Consider the following 15,303-nt stretch of genomic DNA (forward strand, 5'->3'; position numbering starts at 1 on the left):
ACCCGGATAAACGGCCATGACCGGCATCGTCGGCCTCGCCCTGCGCCAGCGCGCCCTCGTCGTCCTGGCCTTCGTGGCCCTGATGCTCGGCGGGCTCGCGGCGTTCCAGAGCCTCAACATCGAGGCCTATCCCGACCCGACGCCGCCGATGGTGAACGTCATCACCCAGGCGCCGGGCCTCTCGGGCGAGGAGATCGAGCGCTACATCACGGTGCCGATCGAGGTCATCACCTCGGGGCTGCCCGACCTCAAGCAGGTCCGCACCGTCTCGCTCTACGGCCTGTCGGACGTGAAGCTGCAATTCGGCTTCGCCAACAGCTACCGCGAGGCCGAGCAGCAGGTGCTCAACCGGCTGGCCCAGCTCGACACCCTGCCGAACGGCGCCAAGCCCACCATCTCGCCGGTGAGCCCGATCGGCGAGATTTTTCGCTACAAGCTCGTCGCGCCGGACGGCTACAGCGTCCTCGACCTGAAGACGCTGCAGGACTGGGTGCTGCGCAAGCGCTTCCGCGCCGTGCCGGGCGTCATCGACGTGATCGGCTGGGGCGGCAAGACCAAGACCTTCGAGATCGGCGTCGACCTCGACCGGCTGATGGCCCACGGCCTCACCCTGTCGGGCGTGGTCAAGACCCTCAACGACAGCAACCTCAACGTCGGCGGCAACCGCATCACGCTCGGGAGCCAGTCGGCGGTGGTGCGCGGCGTCGGCCTCATCCGCTCGGTCGACGACATCGGCGAGACGGTGCTGTCGCAATCGGGCGGCGCGCCGGTGCTGGTGAAGGACGTCGCCACCATCACCATCGGCCACCAGCCGCGGCTCGGCATCGCCGGGATGAACGAGGACGACGACATCGTCCAGGGCATCGTGCTGATGCGCCGGGGCGAACGCTCGACCCCGTCGATCGAGGCGGTGAAGGCCGAGGTGGCGAAGATCGAGGCCGCCGGCATCCTGCCGCCGGGCGTCAGGATCGAGCGGATCTACGACCGCGCCGACCTCATCGCCGTCACCACCCACACCGTCCTGCACAACATGATGGTCGGCATCCTGCTGATCCTGGTGGTGCAGTGGCTGTTCCTCGGCAACCTGAGGAGCGCGCTCATCGTCGTCGCGACGATCCCCTTCGCGCTGTTCTTCGCCGTCATCATCCTGGTGGTGCGGGGCGAGTCCGCCAACCTGCTGTCGGTCGGCGCGCTCGATTTCGGCCTGATCGTCGACGGCACCGTCATCATGGTCGAGGCGATCTTCCGCCGCCTCTCGGGCCACGGGCCGCCGCTGGCGCCAGGGCTCGCCGGGGCCAAGGGCATGCCGCGAAAGCTCGGGCTGATCGCGCTCGCTTCCTCCGACGTCAGCCGCTCGATCGTCTTTGCCGCCATCATCATCGTCACCGGCTTCCTGCCGCTGTTCACGCTGTCGGGCGTCGAGGGCAACATCTTCGGGCCGATGGCCCAGACCTACGCCTACGCGCTCCTCGGCGGCCTGATCGCCACCTTCACGGTGACGCCGGTGCTGTCGGCCTACCTGCTGCCGGACCACATCCACGAGGTCGAGACGATCCTGGTGCGCGCCCTCGACCGGGCCTACCGGCCGGTGATCCGGGCGGCGCTCGCCCACCGCACCCTGACGCTGGGCTTGGCCGGCCTGATCTTCCTCGGCGTCGCCGTGGAGGGACGCAATCTCGGCCTCGAATTCCTGCCCAAGCTGGAAGAGGGCAACCTCTGGATCCGCGCCACCATGCCGGCGACGATCTCGCTGGAGGAGGGCAACCTCTACGTCAACCGCATCCGCCGGGTGATCGCCGAGGTGCCGGAGGTCGAGCGGGTGGTCTCGCAGCACGGACGGCCCGACGACGGCACCGACGCCGCAGGCTTCTTCAACGGCGAGTTCTTCGCGCCCCTGAAGCCCGCCGAGCAGTGGCGCGAGGGCATGTCGAAGGACGCGATGACCGGCGCGCTGCTGGAGCGGCTGCGCACCGAGTTCCCGGGCGTCGAGTTCAACCTGTCGCAGTATCTCCAGGACAACGTCGCCGAGGCGGTCTCGGGCATCAAGGGCGAGAACTCGTTCAAGGTGTTCGGGCCCGACCTGCAGAAGCTCACCGACGTGGCGCGCGAGGTCGAGGCGGTCTTGAAGCGCGTGCCCGGCGTCACCGATCTCGGCGTTTTCACCTCGCTCGGCCAGCCGACGGTGCAGATCAACGTCGACCGCATCCGGGCCGCCCGCTACGGCCTGACGCCGGGCGACATCAACACCACGGTCCGCACCGCCATCGGCGGCGATTCGGCCGGCGAGCTCTACGACACCGGCAGCGAGCGCCACTACCCGATCATCGTGCGGCTGGCCTCGCAGTACCGCCAGAGCGTGCGGGCCATCCGCGAGCTGCGCATCGCCGGCCAGACCCAGAGCGGGGCGAACGTCCAGATCCCGCTCAACGCCGTCGCCGACGTCGAGCTGGTGTCGGGGCCGGCCTACATCTACCGCGAGGGCCAGGAGCGCTACCTGCCGGTCAAGTTCAGCGTCCGCGACCGCGACCTCGGCAGCACCATCATCGAGGCGCGCGAGCGGGTGGCGCAGGAGGTCAAGCTGCCGCCGGACTACCGGCTCGAGCTCGTCGGCGAGTTCAACAACATGCAGGGCGCGCTCGCCCGCCTCTCGCTCACCGTGCCGCTGGCGATCCTGCTGATCGCGGTGCTGCTCTTCGTCAATTTCGGTTCGGTCGTCGACACGCTGCTTGCGCTCTCGGTGATCCCGATGGCGGTGGCCGGCGGCGTGGTGGCGCTCGCCGTCACCGAGACGCCGTTCTCGGTCTCGGCGGCGATCGGCTTCATCGCGCTCTTGGGCATCGCCGTGATGGACGGCATCATCGTGCTCACCCACTACAACGCGCTCATCGCCCGCGGCGAGGCGCGGGCCGAGGCGATGCTGAAGACCTGCTATACCCAGATGCGACCGGTGGTGATGACCTGCGTCGTCGCCGGCGTCGGCCTCCTGCCGGCGGCCTTCTCGCAGGGCGTCGGCTCGCAGGTGCAGAAGCCGCTCGCCCTGGTGGTGGTCGGCGGCATGAGCCTGGCGCCGGTCCTGATCCTGATCATCCTGCCGGTCCTGATCCTGCTGTTCTCCCGCCGCCGGCCGGCGCAGGCGCATCTCTCGGCCGAGCCGGAGATCGCGGCGCCTGCGGCGGCGATGCACTGACGAGGAGGGCCGGCGCGGTCCGCGCCGGCCATATCCCGAACGCGAGAAGGGCCGGTCCGACATCCGTCGAACCGGCCCTTCTCGTATCCGGACCAGGCCTCGCCCTCGACGCCCCGCGGTCCCTCCCGGGTCGCGGGGCGCTGGGCGCGGGGGTATTAGTTCTTGGCCTTGTCGACCAGGGCCTTCTCCTTGATCCACGGCATCATGCCGCGGAGGCGCTCGCCGACCTCCTCGATCGGGTGGGCGGCGTTGCGGGCGCGGGTCGCCTTGAACGAGGTCTGGTTGACCTTGTTCTCCAGCATCCAGTTGCGGGTGAAGGTGCCGTTCTGGATGTCGTTCAGCACCCGCTTCATCTCGGCCTTGGTCTCGGGCGTGATGATGCGCGGGCCGGTCACGTACTCGCCGTACTCGGCGGTGTTCGAGATCGAGTAGTTCATGTTGGCGATGCCGCCCTCGTAGATGAGGTCGACGATCAGCTTCACCTCGTGGAGGCACTCGAAATAGGCCATCTCGGGGGCGTAGCCGCCCTCGACCAGGGTCTCGAAGCCGGCCTTGATCAGCTCGACGAGGCCGCCGCAGAGCACGACCTGCTCGCCGAACAGGTCGGTCTCGCACTCTTCCTTGAAGGTGGTCTCGATGATGCCGGCGCGGCCGCCGCCATTGGCCGAGGCGTAGGACAGGCCGAGGTCGTGAGCGTTTCCGCTCGCGTCCTGGGCGATCGCGATCAGGGTCGGCACGCCGCCGCCGCGCAGGTACTCCGAGCGCACGGTGTGGCCTGGGCCCTTGGGGGCGACCATCAGCACGTCGAGGTCGGCGCGCGGCTCGATCAGGTTGAAGTGGACGTTGAGGCCGTGGGCGAACAGGAGCGCGGCGCCCTGCTTCATGTTGGCCTGCAGCGAGTCGCGGTAGATCTCGCCCTGCAGCTCGTCCGGGGTCAGCATCATGACGACGTCCGCTTCCTTGGCGGCGTCGGCGACCTCCATGACCTTGAAGCCCTCGGCCTCGGCCTTCTTGGCGCTGGCCGAGCCCTTGCGGAGCGCGATCACCACGTCCTTGACGCCGGAATCGCGCAGGTTCAGCGCGTGGGCGTGGCCCTGGCTGCCGTAGCCGACGATGACGACCTTCTTGCCCTTGATCAGATTGATGTCGGCATCACGATCGTAATAGACCCGCATGGCGGCTCCCCCTTGTACAGATGGCGAGAATCTCGAACGCTCCGGGCGCTGGAGCGGCCGTGCGACGGGCGGCTTGTAGCGGCGTGATTCGCGTCAGGGAATAGGCTATGCGCGTCGAGTCGCACATGGCTGCCAAGTTCGGTGCGCGCGGACGGCCGGAACGGCTGCGTCCACCGTGCGGGAAGGGCCGGTTCCGGCCGCGTTGGAGGCCGGCATGACGCAACGGGCGACGCCCGCCGAACTGGTGGAGTTCTGGCGCGGAGCCGGAATCGACCGCTGGTTCACCGCCGACCCGGCCTTCGACGACGCCTGCCGGGCCTACCGGTCGCTGCACGAGGCGGCGGCGCGCGGCGGGCTCGGGGCCTGGGAGGAGACGCCGGAGGGCGCGCTCGCCCTGGTGCTTCTCCTCGACCAGTTCGCCCGCAACCTCTTCCGCGGCACGCCCCGGGCCTGGGCGACCGACGCGGCGGCGCTGGCGGCGGCCGAGCGGGCCCTCGCCCGCGGCCACGACCGGGCGATCGAGCCGGCCCTGCGCATCTTCCTCTACATGCCGCTGACGCATGCCGAGGATATCGGCCTGCAGGAACACAGCGTCGCGCTCTTCGCCGCCCTCGGCCTGCCGGTGCACCTCGCCGCGGCGATCGAGCACCGCGACCTCATCCGACGCTTCGGCCGGTTTCCCCACCGCAACGCGGTGCTCGGCCGCCCCGAGACGGCGGCCGAGCGGGACTACCTCGCGGGGGAGGGCGCGTTCCGGGGGTAGGAGACCCGGCCGCGGCCTCCTCACGCCGGCAGCGGCAGCCCCTCGCGGGCGAAGGCGCGCTGCACCGCCGGGCGCGCGGCCATGCGACGGGCGTGATCGGTCCAGTACGGGAACTGGCGGGCCATGTCGTAGCCGAGCACCCGGCCGCCGCCCCAGGTCCAGAACACCAGCAGGTAGGGATCGGCGACGCTGTAGCGCTCGCCGGCGGCCCAGCCGCCGCGGGAGAGCCCGACCTCGATCATCGTCCACAGGTCGGCGCAGGTCTCGACGCCCTTGGCCTTCACGTCCTCGATCGCCGCCTCGTCGGTGGCGTAGCGCTCGGCCCGGCGGATATGGGCGTAGGCGGGGTGGATGGTGGAGGACAGCCAGGCCAGCCATTCGGCGCACCGGGCCTCCTCGCGCGGGTCCTCCGGCCACAGGCCCGCCTGGGGGACCTTGCGCGCGATGTAGCGCAGGATCGCCGGGTTCTCGGTCAGCACCCAGTCGCCCTCGGCCAAAGCCGGCACCCGGCCCTTCTGGTTGACGGCGAGGTAGCGGCCGCCGCGCTGCTCGGCCGTGGCGAAATCGATCTTCACCGCCTCGAAGGGCGCGCCGGTCTCCTCGAGGGCGATGTGGGGCGCGAGCGAGCAGGCGCCCGGCGAGTAGTAGAGCGTGAGGGTGTCGGACAAGGGGGCCTCCCGGCGCGAGCCGCCACACGCCCCGGTCGCGAGGGGCGGCGCCCCCTCCCTTAGAGCATTTTCTTCGACGAACCGGCATCCACTCCGTCGGAAAATGCTTCAGGTGTCCGGTCCCGGCATGCGGGACCGCCTCTCGGCGCCAAGCCTCGGCGGGAGGGCTTCAGCGGGAGCGTTTCAACGGGAAGCTTGCGGGCGGGACACCTGCGGACGCGCCGCCACGCCGGCTTCCGGGCGGGCTCGCTGCATCACCAGCCAGGCCAGCGCGCAGAGCACGATCACGCCCTGGACGGCAAGGGCCTCCCAGCTGCCGTTGAAGCCGAGCTCGGTGACGAAGTCCGGCACGCCGTCGTTGTGCACCGGCACCAGCACCTGCTCCTGCAACTCCTGGATCGCCGCGCCGACGAGGCGCAGGCCCATCACGAACAGGAAGGCCGAGGTGAGGAGGAAGACCGGGCGCAGGGGCAGCCGCAGGGCCAGCCACTGCATCGCCACGAACATCGCCGCGAGCGCGATGGCCGCCACCACGAGGCCGCCGAGCAGCGAGGCGTCGAACCCGCCGACGGTGCGGGCGAGCGCGTGGAGGAACAGAACCGTCTCGGCGCCCTCGCGAAACACCGCCAGGAAGGCGATGCCGGCGAGCGACAGCACCGTGCCGGCGCTCATCGCCCGCTCGGCCATGCGGTTGATCTCGGCCTTCCAGGCCGCCGGATCCTGGCGCAGGAAGAGCCAGCCGCTCATCGTGAACATGAGCCCGGCGGCGACCACGATGACGCCGGCCTCGATCAGGTCGTTGTGGTTGCCGTCGAAGAAGGTCTCGAACACCCAGGCGAGGCCGAAGCTCGCCAGCACGGCGAGGCCGGCACCGGCATAGATCGGGCGGATCTTCTCGGCCGCGCCGGCCCGGCGCAGGAAGGCCGCGAGCGCCGCCACGACCAGCATCGCTTCCAGGCCTTCGCGGAACAGGATGGTGAAGGCCTGCGCGAAGGTGGATCCGTCGGCCATGGGGGTACTCCTCGTTCGGCGCAGGGACAATCCGGGGTCGTCCGGACGGGCGCCGTCGCGCCGCGCATCCGGCGTCCTCTTAGGCGAGGCGGTCCCGGCTTTCAAACACAATATCCTTGTTTTGCATTGTTCTAAGTTGGATCGAAACAAACGGAAACTATCGGATCTGCGCCCCGTACGACGACGGTCGGCCCGTCTTCTCAAGTTGATCCGGCGAAAACTATTCGTGGCGGCAACCTCTGCACGAGTGCCGGAGGGGCCGTCGGATCGGGGCCCCGCACCGGGCGTCGGCGGCCATCCCCAGCGCTTGCCGGGGAGCCCCGACGGCAATCTGGACGCTCCCCCTCGGCGTCCTTACGGTTCCCTCACGCAGGATGCGTTCGACGGGGAGTGGGGTTCATGGAAGCGGGTTCGGTGAGGTCGCGCCTGGTGGCGGGCGCGATGCTGGTCCTCTCGGCGACGCGGGCCTTCGCGGCCGACGAGCCCTCGCGCCTCGACCAGGTCGTCGACCGCAAGGTCCTCAACATCTGCACGACCGGCGATTACCGCCCGTTCTCGTACCGCCCCGACGGCGCCAACGACTTCGTCGGCATCGACATCGATCTCGGCCGCTCGCTCGCCAGGTCGCTCGATGCCGAGGCGACGTTCGTCCAGACCAAGTGGTCGAACCTGCTCGCCGACTTCAAGGCCAAGTGCGACATCGCGATGAGCGGCATCTCCGTGACGCTGCCGCGCCAGCGCGAGGCCTTCTTCAGCGAGATGTACCTGGTGAACGGCAAGGCGCCGATCGTGCGGTGCGACGAGGTCGCGAAGTACCAGACGACCGACGCGATCAACCAGCCCTCCACCCGCGTCGTCGTCAATCCGGGCGGCACCAACGAGAAGTTCGCCCGCGCCAACCTGGCCAAGGCGCAGATCCAGCTCTTTCCCGACAACCGCGTGATCTGGCGGGAGATCGCCGAGAACCGCGCCGACGTGATGGTCGCCGAGTCCGTCGAGGTGAAGCTCCAGGAGAAGCTGCATCCGGGCCTGTGCGCGGTGAATCCCGACAAGCCCCTCCAGTACGGCGAGATGGGATTCCTGCTGCCGCGCGGCGACACGGTGTTCAAGGCCTATGTCGACCAGTGGCTGCACCTCATCAGGGCCTCGGGCGAGTTCGACCGGATCGTCGACGCCAACATGAAGTGACGGGCGGGCGCGCGGTGGCCGGGCCTCGCGCGCCCGAGATCCCACGGAGGCCCGCGGGGCAGCCTGGGTCCCGGTCCCGTCCGGCCCGGTCGGGCGGGTCCTCACCCGCCCGCGTGCGGCCTCGCGCCTCTGACGCGCGTCACCGCCGCCTCCAGCTCGCTCCAGGCCGGGGCGTCGGGCGCGTAGCGGGCGCGGGTGTAGGCGACGACGTCCGCCACCTGTCGGTCGGTGAAGGTGTCGCGGAAGGCCGGCATCGCGGCGGGCGGGGCGGCCGGATCGGGGGCCGGAAAGCGCTCGGCCGCCGCCGCGACCCCGTTGAGGACCGCCTGGATCAGGTTGTCGGGGTGCGCGCTATGAATTGAGGTGACGAGGCCGAGCGGCACGAGGTCGCCGCCGGCCCCGCCCTCGTGGCAGGCCGCGCAGGCGCCCCGGAACAGGGCGGCGGAGCCGGCCGGGGGCGCGGTCGCCACGGCGGCGGCCGGCCGGGGCGCCGGGGCCGCGCCGGCGAGGCTCGCGAGATAGACCGCCATGGCGCGGATGTCGGCATCCGGCAGGGGGCTCAGGGACGCGACCACGTCGGCCATCGGGCCGGCGGCGCTGCCGTGGCGGGTCGAGCGGCCCGTGCGCAGGTAGGCGAACAGGTCGTCCTCGGTCCAGGGCAGGGGGGAGCGGGACAGGGCGGTCAGGGCCGGCGCCTCCCACCCGTCGGCGAAGCCGCCGGCGAGGTGGGCCGCGCCCCGGCGCTCGGCGCCGAGGGCGTTGCGCGGGCTGTGGCAGGCGCCGCAATGGCCGAGCGCCTCGACGAGGTACGCGCCGCGGTTCCAGTCCGGCCCGCGGGCCGGGTCGGCGGTGGCGACCGGGCGGAGGAACAGTGCGTTCCAGTCCGCCATCAGCGGCCGCAGGTTGAAGGGGAAGCGCAGCACCGTCTCGGGCGCCGATGCCGCCACCGGGCTCTGCGCCATCAGGTACGCGTAGAGCGCCTGGAGGTCGCGCTCCGCGATCCCGGCGAAGCTCGGATAGGGGTGGGCCGGGTAGAGGTGGTGCCCGTCGCGCGACACGCCCTCGCGCATCGCCCGGGCGAAGGCCGGGTAGGACCATCCACCGATGCCGGTGCCGACGTTCGGCGTGATGTTCGAGGCGTAGACCGTGCCGAACGGCGTCTCAAGCCCGCGCCCGCCCGCAAAGCCCCGGCCGCCGGGCCCGGCATGGCAGACGAGGCAGGCGCCGGCCGCCGCGACGAGACGCCCCTGCGCGATCGTGGCGGCGGAATACGTGGACGGATCCGGCCGCTCGATCGACGGATAGGCCGGGCGCCAGGGCAGCAGGGTGGTGGCGAGCGCCAGCGCCCCGGCTCCGGCGCCGAACAGCCCGGCGAGGAAGCCGCGGCGCCGGCGCGGCCTGTCGTCCGGGCCGGCGATCCGCGGCGGGTTGAGGGCGGCGCGCACGGCCTCGGCCGTCAGCGGCAACTCGCGGAAGCGGATGCCGGTGGCGTCGAACAGCGCGTTGGTGATCGCCGCGGCACTCGGCACCGAGGCCGATTCGCCCGCACCCAGCGGCGGATCGTGCGGGCGGGGCACCATCAGCACGTCGATCTCAGGCACCTGCGGGAAGGCGAGGATCGGGTAGCTGCCCCATTCCCGGCTGGTGACGCCGGTGGCGTCGAACCCGACCGCCTCCTTCAGGACCCGGCTCGTCGACTGGATGACGTTGCCGTGGATCTGGTGGCGCACTCCGTCCGGATTGATCATCAGGCCGGAATCCTGGCCGACCACCACCCGGGTCACGGCCACCTCGCCGGTGACCCGGTTGACCGCGACGTCCGCCACCCAGGCCGCCCAGGCCGCGGCCTTTCCGGGAAACGGTCCGTGGACGTAGACCGCGTAGGCGAACCCGCGCCCGTACAGCACGTCGCCGGAGCCGCCATGGGTGCCGGGCCGGGTGTGCGGCACCCAGGCGGCGCGCTCGGCGACCGCGCGCACGAGGTCGGCGGCGCGGGGATCGGGGAGGTAGCGCAGGCGGTACTCGATCGGGTCGATGCCGGCGGCTGTCGCGAGCTCGTCGATGTAGGATTCGTGCGCGAAGGTGTTGGGCAGGGCCGAGACGCCGCGCATCCACGAGGCGCGGGCGATCGGCGGCATGTCGTGCACCGTCACCCGGGCGTTGCCGAAGGCGTAGGGCGGTACCGCCGTGCGGTCGCCCATCGGGTAGGTGGCGGGGGCCGCCGCCACCTTGCCGGTGAGGATCAGCGCGAGCGTCGGCGCGCCGTTCGAGGGGTAGCGGGTCTCGAAGTCGTAGGCTGCCGGCCCGCCCTCGGCATCGAGGCCGCCGCGCACGTCCATCACCTGCGCCGCACCCTTGGGCTCCCAGGCATGCTCCTGCTCGCGGGTGAGCTGCACCCGCACCGGCCGCCCCACCGCCCGGGCGAGCAGCGCGGCATCGGCCGCGACGTCGTCGGCGCAGTTGCGGCCGTAGCAGCCCGCCGCCTCGTGGCGCTCGATCGCGATCCTGTCCTCGGGCAGGTCGAGCAGGGTGGCGAGGTCGCTCCGCAGGACGTGCGGGTTCTGGGTGCCCGACCACACCACGAGGTCCCCGTCGCGAAACGCCGCCACGGCGCAGGACGGGCCGATCGAGCCGTGCATCTGGTAGGGCCAGACATAGGTGCGGTCGAGCCGCGCCTCGGCGTGGCCGAGCGCCCGCTCGACGTCGCCGCGGTCGAGAAGCGTCCTTCCCGTGGCGGGGTTGTCGCGCAGCGCCGCCTCGGGCCGGTTGAGGTCGGGCAGCGTCGCTCCGGGCCGCCAGGTCACCCGCAGCGCCCGCGCCGCCTCGGCGGCGTTCTCCTCGCGCTCGGCGACCACGCCGACGAAGTCGCCGCGCGTCACCACGGCGACGAGGCCCGGGATGTGGGCGACGGAGGCCTCGTCCACCCCGAGCAGGAGGGTGCCCAACGCCGTCTCGACGCCGGGGACGGGCGGCCGGACCACGCGGCCGTGGACCATGCCGGGCACCCGCACGTCGTGGACGTAGGTGAAGGCGCCGACGGCCTTGGCCGGGATGTCGACCCGGGGCACCGGCTGCCCGACGAGCGTATACTCCGCGACCGGCTTGACCGGCGCGTCGGGATCGAGGGTCAGCTCGGTGCGCCCGCCCCGCACGAGGTCGCCGTAGGCCACGGCGCGATCCGGCTCGCCCGCGACCCGGACGGTGCCGGCCGCGACGACGAGTTCTCCGGTGCCGCGGTTGAGCCGGCGCGAGGCCGCCTCGATCAGGTGCCGGCGGGCGGTGGCCGCGGCCTGGCGCAGCGGCACGGCGGCGATCTGGATCGTCTCGCTGGCGATCGTGCCGCCCTGGTCGGGGGCGGTGGCGGTGCTGCCGAGCTCCATGGCGACCCGGGCGAGGGGCACGTCGAGCTCCTCGGCGACGATCTGGGCCAGCGCCGTGCGGATGCCGGTGCCGAGATCGACGTGGCCGTTGAAGGCGGTGACCCGGCCCTCGACATCGACCGCGAGGTAGAGCGCGCGCTGCGGCCCCGCGGCCAGCGCGGCGCCGGGCGCGTCGCCGAGCCGGGGCGGGCGCCCCATCGTCTCGCGGTAGACGAGGAGGAGGTCGCCCGCCTCCTGCCAGTGGCGCCGGCGCGCCGCGGGAGAGTCGGTCATGCGGCGCTCCCCTGTGCCGCGGCGCTCCCCCGTGCCGTGGCGCTCTCCTGTGCCGCGGCGCTCGCGTGGGCCGTCCCGCGCAGCCGCGCGGCGGCGGCGCGCACCGCGCGCAGGATCTCGACATGGGTGCCGCAGCGGCACAGATTGGCCTGCAGACCGTCGCGGATCTCGGCCTCGCTCGGGTCGGGATTGGCGGCGAGCAGCGCCACGGTCGTCATGATCATGCCGTTGAGGCAGTAGCCGCATTGCGCGGCGTTCTCGGCGATGAACGCCGCCTGCACCGGGTGCAGCCGCCCGCCCTCCGCCAGCCCCTCCAGGGTGGTGATCCGCCGCCCGACCGCGGCCCGCAGCGGGATCGCGCAGGAGCGCAGCGCCCGCCCGTCGACCAGCACCGTGCAGCTGCCGCACTGGCCGAGGCCGCAGCCGTATTTCGGGCCGTTCAGTGCGAGGTCGTTGCGCAGCACGTAGAGCAGGCGGGTGCCGGGCGCCGCCTCCACGCTCACGCCGCGTCCGTTGACGTGGAGCCGGTGGCGCGTGGCCGCGAGCCGCGCGTCTTCGGCCATTGGCCGCCCCTCGTCCTGCATCGCTTCGTCCTGCCCCGAGACCCGACTTTTTGCCGGTTGCCTTGTTCTCACAGATTTCCGGACGGACCGGAACCCGGTCGCCGGGCTTGCAAAAGCTCGGCCAAGCGGGGCTCCGTGGGCGGAGCCTCCCGGGAATCCGTTCTTTCTTAGCTAAGTTGACTAAGTGGTGAGGTGATGCGACCTTTTCGGACCAGGAGCCGGCGCATGAAGCAATTCACCATTCACGCGGCCAAAACGAACCTGTCCAAGCTCATTGAGGCCGCGCTCGACGGCGAGGAGGTCGTGATCGCCAAGGGCGATAAGCCGGTGGTCCGACTGGTTCCGATCCGCCGAACGCCGTTCAAGATCGGCCTGCTCAAGGACAGACTCGGAGAAGGCCCGGACTTCTTCGAGCCGATGCCGGAGGACGATCTCGATTTGTGGGAAGGTGGGCGGTGAGTTCGGTTTTGCTGGACACGCATGCCTGGGCCTGGAGCCTGACCGGGGACAAGCGCCTGTCGATGCGTGCCGTCGATGCGATCACGGCGGCGGATCGGGTTTTCATCAGCCCGATCAGCATCTTCGAGATCGCCCAGAAGGTCCGTCTCGGAAAATGGCCCGAGATGGAATCCTACCTCCCGCAGCTGCCTATTCTCCTCTCGGAGCAGGGTGGCGTTGCGGCGGGGCTCGATCCCGACATCTGCATCGTCGCCGGGACGATGGCATGGGCTCATCGCGATCCCTTCGACCGATTGCTGGCCGCCACGGCGCAGCACTATCATGTCCCGCTCGTCTCGGCCGACGTCGCATTCGACGGCATCGTCCCGCGCGTATGGTGATCGGGATCTCGCTCGCCCGACGTTTCGACCGTGCCTTCCTGAACCGGAATTCGGTCCGATGACTTTGCGGCACGGGCTGGCTGGCCGGCCAAGTCCAACGAAAGCGCCGCAGCCACCGCCGCTTGCGGACCCTGCCGCCTCCGCTAGCTGACCCTCCCGGACACTCGGGGGGAGCAATGCAGCAGCGCTGGCCGGACCGGATCTGGATCGTGCGGCACGGCGAGAGCGCCGGCAACGTCGCCCGGGACGCCGCGCAGGCGGCGGGGCACACCCATATCGACATCGCCGGGCGCGACGTCGACGTGCCGCTGAGCGCCCTCGGCGAGCGCCAGGCCGCGGCGGTCGGACGGTGGTTCGCCGACATGCCCGCCTCCGAGCGGCCCGACGTGGTGCTGACCTCGCCCTATCGCCGGGCCGAGGCGACCGCCCGGCTGATCCGCGAGGCCGGCGGCGTCGCCGACCCGCTGCTCGATTTCGTCACCGACGAGCGCCTGCGCGAGAAGGAGTTCGGGATCCTCGACCGGCTCACCCGCGAGGGCATCACGCAGCTCCATCCCGAGCAGGCCGAGCTGCGCCAGCTGCTCGGCAAGTTCTATCACCGGCCGCCGGGCGGCGAGAGCTGGTGCGACGTGATCCTGCGGCTGCGCAGCGCCCTCGATACCGTGTCGCTGCACTATGGCGGGAGGCGGGTGCTGGTGGTCGGCCACCAGGTCGTGGTGCTATGCCTGCGCTACCTCATCGAGGGCATGACCGAGGACGAGATCCTCGCCATCGACCGGGAGGGCGACGTCGCCAATTGCGGCGTCACCGAATACGCCTTCGACCCGCGCCAGGGCAGCAGCGGCAAGCTCGTGCTGCGACGCTACAATGTCGTGGCGCCGCTGCGGCAGGCCGGCGCCCCGGTGACCGCCGAGCCCGACGCCACGGGGGCCGCCCGATGACCGTCACGATCGACGCCGCGACCCTGCGCGGCCGTCCCCTGCCGGATCCCGGCGCCGGCACCAAGGAGGCCCGCGGCAGCGCCCTCGTGGTCGCCGGCTCGGTCGAGGTGCCGGGCGCCGCGATCCTCGCCGGCACTGCGGCGCTCCGGGCCGGAGCCGGCAAGCTGCAGATGTCGATCGCCGCCGGCACCGCGCCGCACGCCGCCCTCGCGGTGCCCGAGGCCCTGGTGGTGCGCCTGCCCGAGGGCGAGGACGGCCATGTCGACCACCGGGTCGCCGCCGAGGTGCTCCTGCCCCGCACCGAGCGGGCCGCCGCGATCCTGGTCGGCGCCGGCATGACGGCCGGCGCGCCGACCCGGGCGCTCACCGCCGCGCTGCTCGCCGGCCCGGCCGAGGCGCCCTTCGTCCTCGACGCGGCGAGCATCGAGGGCCTGTGCGAGCAGGCCGAGGCGGTGCGGGCGCGGGCCGGCCGGGTGGTGCTCACGCCCCATGCCGGCGAGATGGCGCGCTGCCTCGGCTGCGAGCGCGAGGCCGTCGAGGCCGATCCCCTCGCGGCGGCACGCCAGGCCGCCGAGCGGTTGGGCGCCGTCGTGGTGATGAAAGGGGCCGAGACCTGGGTCGTCGATCCGGCCGGCGAGACCTGGCACTATGCCGGCGGCGGCGTCGGGCTCGCCACCTCGGGCTCGGGCGACGTGCTCGCCGGGATCATCGTCGGGCTGCTCGCCCGCGGCACGAAGCCCGGAGAGGCCGCGGCCTGGGGCGTCTTCCTGCACGGCGAGGCTGGGCGGCGGCTCGGCGAGAGCCGCGGCCCGATCGGCTTCCTCGCGCGCGAGCTGCCCGGGGAGGTGCCGGGGCTGATGCGGGACGTGGCCGACGGGACGCTCTGATCCGGCACCCCGCTCGCCCCGGCGGCGGCCCGCCGGGGCGAGCGGGCCGTTCAAGTCAGGCCGCCCGCACGGTGTCGAGGAAGCGGTGCACCTCGCTCGACAGGTGCTCGGACTGGCGCGACAGCTCGGAGGCCGAGGCGAGCACCTGGGAGGCGGCCGCACCGGTATCCTCCGAAGCGCGGGCGACGCCCGCGATGTTCGCGGTCACCTCGCTCGTGCCGCTCGCGGCCTGCGAGACGTTGCGGACGATCTCCTGCGTCGCCGCGCCCTGCTGCTCCACCGCCGAGGCGATCGAGACCGCCACCGTGCTGATCTCGCGGATCCGACCGGTGATCGCCCCGATCGCCGCCACCGCCTGATCCGTCACGCCCTGGATCTCGCCGATCTGCCCGGCGATCTCCTCCGTCGCCTTGGCGGTCTGGGTGGCG

The 15,303-nt window shown here is 71.9% G+C and carries 12 protein-coding genes and 1 pseudogene; 7 read left to right on the plus strand and 6 right to left on the minus strand.

From position 1 onward, the window contains the following. Positions 1–16: 16 nt before the first annotated feature. Positions 17–3,187 carry an efflux RND transporter permease subunit gene (locus tag BMX97_RS19615; protein ID WP_091752966.1) on the plus strand — a complete coding sequence of 1,057 codons (3,171 nt, stop codon included), beginning with the start codon at positions 17–19 and terminating at the stop codon, positions 3,185–3,187. 155 nt (positions 3,188–3,342) lie between these two features. Here BMX97_RS19615 and ilvC read toward each other — a convergent pair whose 3' ends face one another. Beyond that, a complete protein-coding gene (gene ilvC, locus BMX97_RS19620) occupies positions 3,343–4,362 on the minus strand; it encodes a ketol-acid reductoisomerase (RefSeq protein WP_091752967.1) in 1,020 nt (339 codons plus the stop codon). 214 nt (positions 4,363–4,576) lie between these two features. On the opposite strand from ilvC, the gene BMX97_RS19625 reads away from it, so the two are divergent. After that, positions 4,577–5,125, plus strand: coding sequence for a DUF924 family protein (locus BMX97_RS19625; protein WP_091752968.1), 549 nt, complete (start codon positions 4,577–4,579; stop codon positions 5,123–5,125). 20 nt (positions 5,126–5,145) lie between these two features. On the opposite strand, the gene BMX97_RS19630 is transcribed toward BMX97_RS19625, so the two are convergent. After that, positions 5,146–5,793: a glutathione S-transferase family protein gene (locus BMX97_RS19630; protein WP_091752969.1), complete on the minus strand. Its 648-nt coding sequence runs from the start codon at positions 5,791–5,793 to the stop codon at positions 5,146–5,148. Positions 5,794–5,976: 183 nt separating this feature from the next. After that, entirely contained in the window at positions 5,977–6,804 is an 828-nt protein-coding gene (locus tag BMX97_RS19635) for an FTR1 family iron permease (protein WP_091752970.1), read from the minus strand. Positions 6,805–7,203: 399 nt separating this feature from the next. Here BMX97_RS19635 and BMX97_RS19640 point away from each other — a divergent pair, with 399 nt between their 5' ends. Further along, the gene (locus tag BMX97_RS19640) at positions 7,204–7,992 is read left to right on the plus strand and encodes a transporter substrate-binding domain-containing protein (RefSeq protein ID WP_091752971.1); all 789 of its coding nucleotides are present in this window, start codon (positions 7,204–7,206) and stop codon (positions 7,990–7,992) included. 101 nt (positions 7,993–8,093) lie between these two features. On the opposite strand, the gene BMX97_RS19645 is transcribed toward BMX97_RS19640, so the two are convergent. Beyond that, positions 8,094–11,645 carry a molybdopterin cofactor-binding domain-containing protein gene (locus BMX97_RS19645; RefSeq protein ID WP_091752972.1) on the minus strand — a complete coding sequence of 1,184 codons (3,552 nt, stop codon included), beginning with the start codon at positions 11,643–11,645 and terminating at the stop codon, positions 8,094–8,096. After that, positions 11,642–12,208: a (2Fe-2S)-binding protein gene (locus BMX97_RS19650; protein ID WP_210187656.1), complete on the minus strand. Its 567-nt coding sequence runs from the start codon at positions 12,206–12,208 to the stop codon at positions 11,642–11,644. Before BMX97_RS19650 ends, BMX97_RS19645 begins: the two co-directional genes overlap by 4 nt. A gap of 225 nt (positions 12,209–12,433) precedes the next feature. Here BMX97_RS19650 and BMX97_RS19655 point away from each other — a divergent pair, with 225 nt between their 5' ends. From BMX97_RS19655 to BMX97_RS19670, 4 genes are all read left to right on the plus strand, one after another. Next, on the plus strand, positions 12,434–12,667 hold the full coding sequence (locus BMX97_RS19655) for a type II toxin-antitoxin system Phd/YefM family antitoxin (RefSeq protein WP_091752974.1): 234 nt from the start codon (positions 12,434–12,436) through the stop codon (positions 12,665–12,667). 8 nt (positions 12,668–12,675) lie between these two features. Beyond that, the gene (locus tag BMX97_RS19660; RefSeq protein ID WP_244538523.1) at positions 12,676–13,047 is read left to right on the plus strand and encodes a type II toxin-antitoxin system VapC family toxin; all 372 of its coding nucleotides are present in this window, start codon (positions 12,676–12,678) and stop codon (positions 13,045–13,047) included. Between the two features lie 176 nt (positions 13,048–13,223). Continuing rightward, positions 13,224–13,988 (plus strand): histidine phosphatase family protein, encoded by a 765-nt coding sequence (locus tag BMX97_RS19665; protein ID WP_091752976.1) that lies wholly within the window; start codon positions 13,224–13,226, stop codon positions 13,986–13,988. After that, the gene (locus tag BMX97_RS19670; RefSeq protein WP_091752977.1) at positions 13,985–14,875 is read left to right on the plus strand and encodes an NAD(P)H-hydrate dehydratase; all 891 of its coding nucleotides are present in this window, start codon (positions 13,985–13,987) and stop codon (positions 14,873–14,875) included. The genes BMX97_RS19665 and BMX97_RS19670 overlap by 4 nt, the downstream gene beginning before the upstream one ends. 55 nt (positions 14,876–14,930) lie before the next feature. Here the strand turns inward: BMX97_RS19670 and BMX97_RS19675 are convergent. After that, positions 14,931–15,303 (minus strand): annotated as a pseudogene (locus BMX97_RS19675) (methyl-accepting chemotaxis protein); the annotation flags it as partial.

It is taken from the genome of Methylobacterium sp. ap11, assembly GCF_900110515.1.
GTDB lineage: Bacteria > Pseudomonadota > Alphaproteobacteria > Rhizobiales > Beijerinckiaceae > Methylobacterium > Methylobacterium ajmalii.

What these genes read in the sequence shown, in the direction of transcription:
- BMX97_RS19615 (WP_091752966.1), top strand. Translation starts at nt 17, where the DNA reads ATGACCGGCATCGTCGGCCTCGCCCTGCGCCAGCGCGCCCTCGTCGTC.
- ilvC (WP_091752967.1), bottom strand. Translation starts at nt 4,362, where the DNA reads ATGCGGGTCTATTACGATCGTGATGCCGACATCAATCTGATCAAGGGC.
- BMX97_RS19625 (WP_091752968.1), top strand. Translation starts at nt 4,577, where the DNA reads ATGACGCAACGGGCGACGCCCGCCGAACTGGTGGAGTTCTGGCGCGGA.
- BMX97_RS19635 (WP_091752970.1), bottom strand. Translation starts at nt 6,804, where the DNA reads ATGGCCGACGGATCCACCTTCGCGCAGGCCTTCACCATCCTGTTCCGC.
- BMX97_RS19640 (WP_091752971.1), top strand. Translation starts at nt 7,204, where the DNA reads ATGGAAGCGGGTTCGGTGAGGTCGCGCCTGGTGGCGGGCGCGATGCTG.
- BMX97_RS19645 (WP_091752972.1), bottom strand. Translation starts at nt 11,645, where the DNA reads ATGACCGACTCTCCCGCGGCGCGCCGGCGCCACTGGCAGGAGGCGGGC.
- BMX97_RS19650 (WP_210187656.1), bottom strand. Translation starts at nt 12,208, where the DNA reads ATGGCCGAAGACGCGCGGCTCGCGGCCACGCGCCACCGGCTCCACGTC.
- BMX97_RS19655 (WP_091752974.1), top strand. Translation starts at nt 12,434, where the DNA reads ATGAAGCAATTCACCATTCACGCGGCCAAAACGAACCTGTCCAAGCTC.
- BMX97_RS19665 (WP_091752976.1), top strand. Translation starts at nt 13,224, where the DNA reads ATGCAGCAGCGCTGGCCGGACCGGATCTGGATCGTGCGGCACGGCGAG.
- BMX97_RS19670 (WP_091752977.1), top strand. Translation starts at nt 13,985, where the DNA reads ATGACCGTCACGATCGACGCCGCGACCCTGCGCGGCCGTCCCCTGCCG.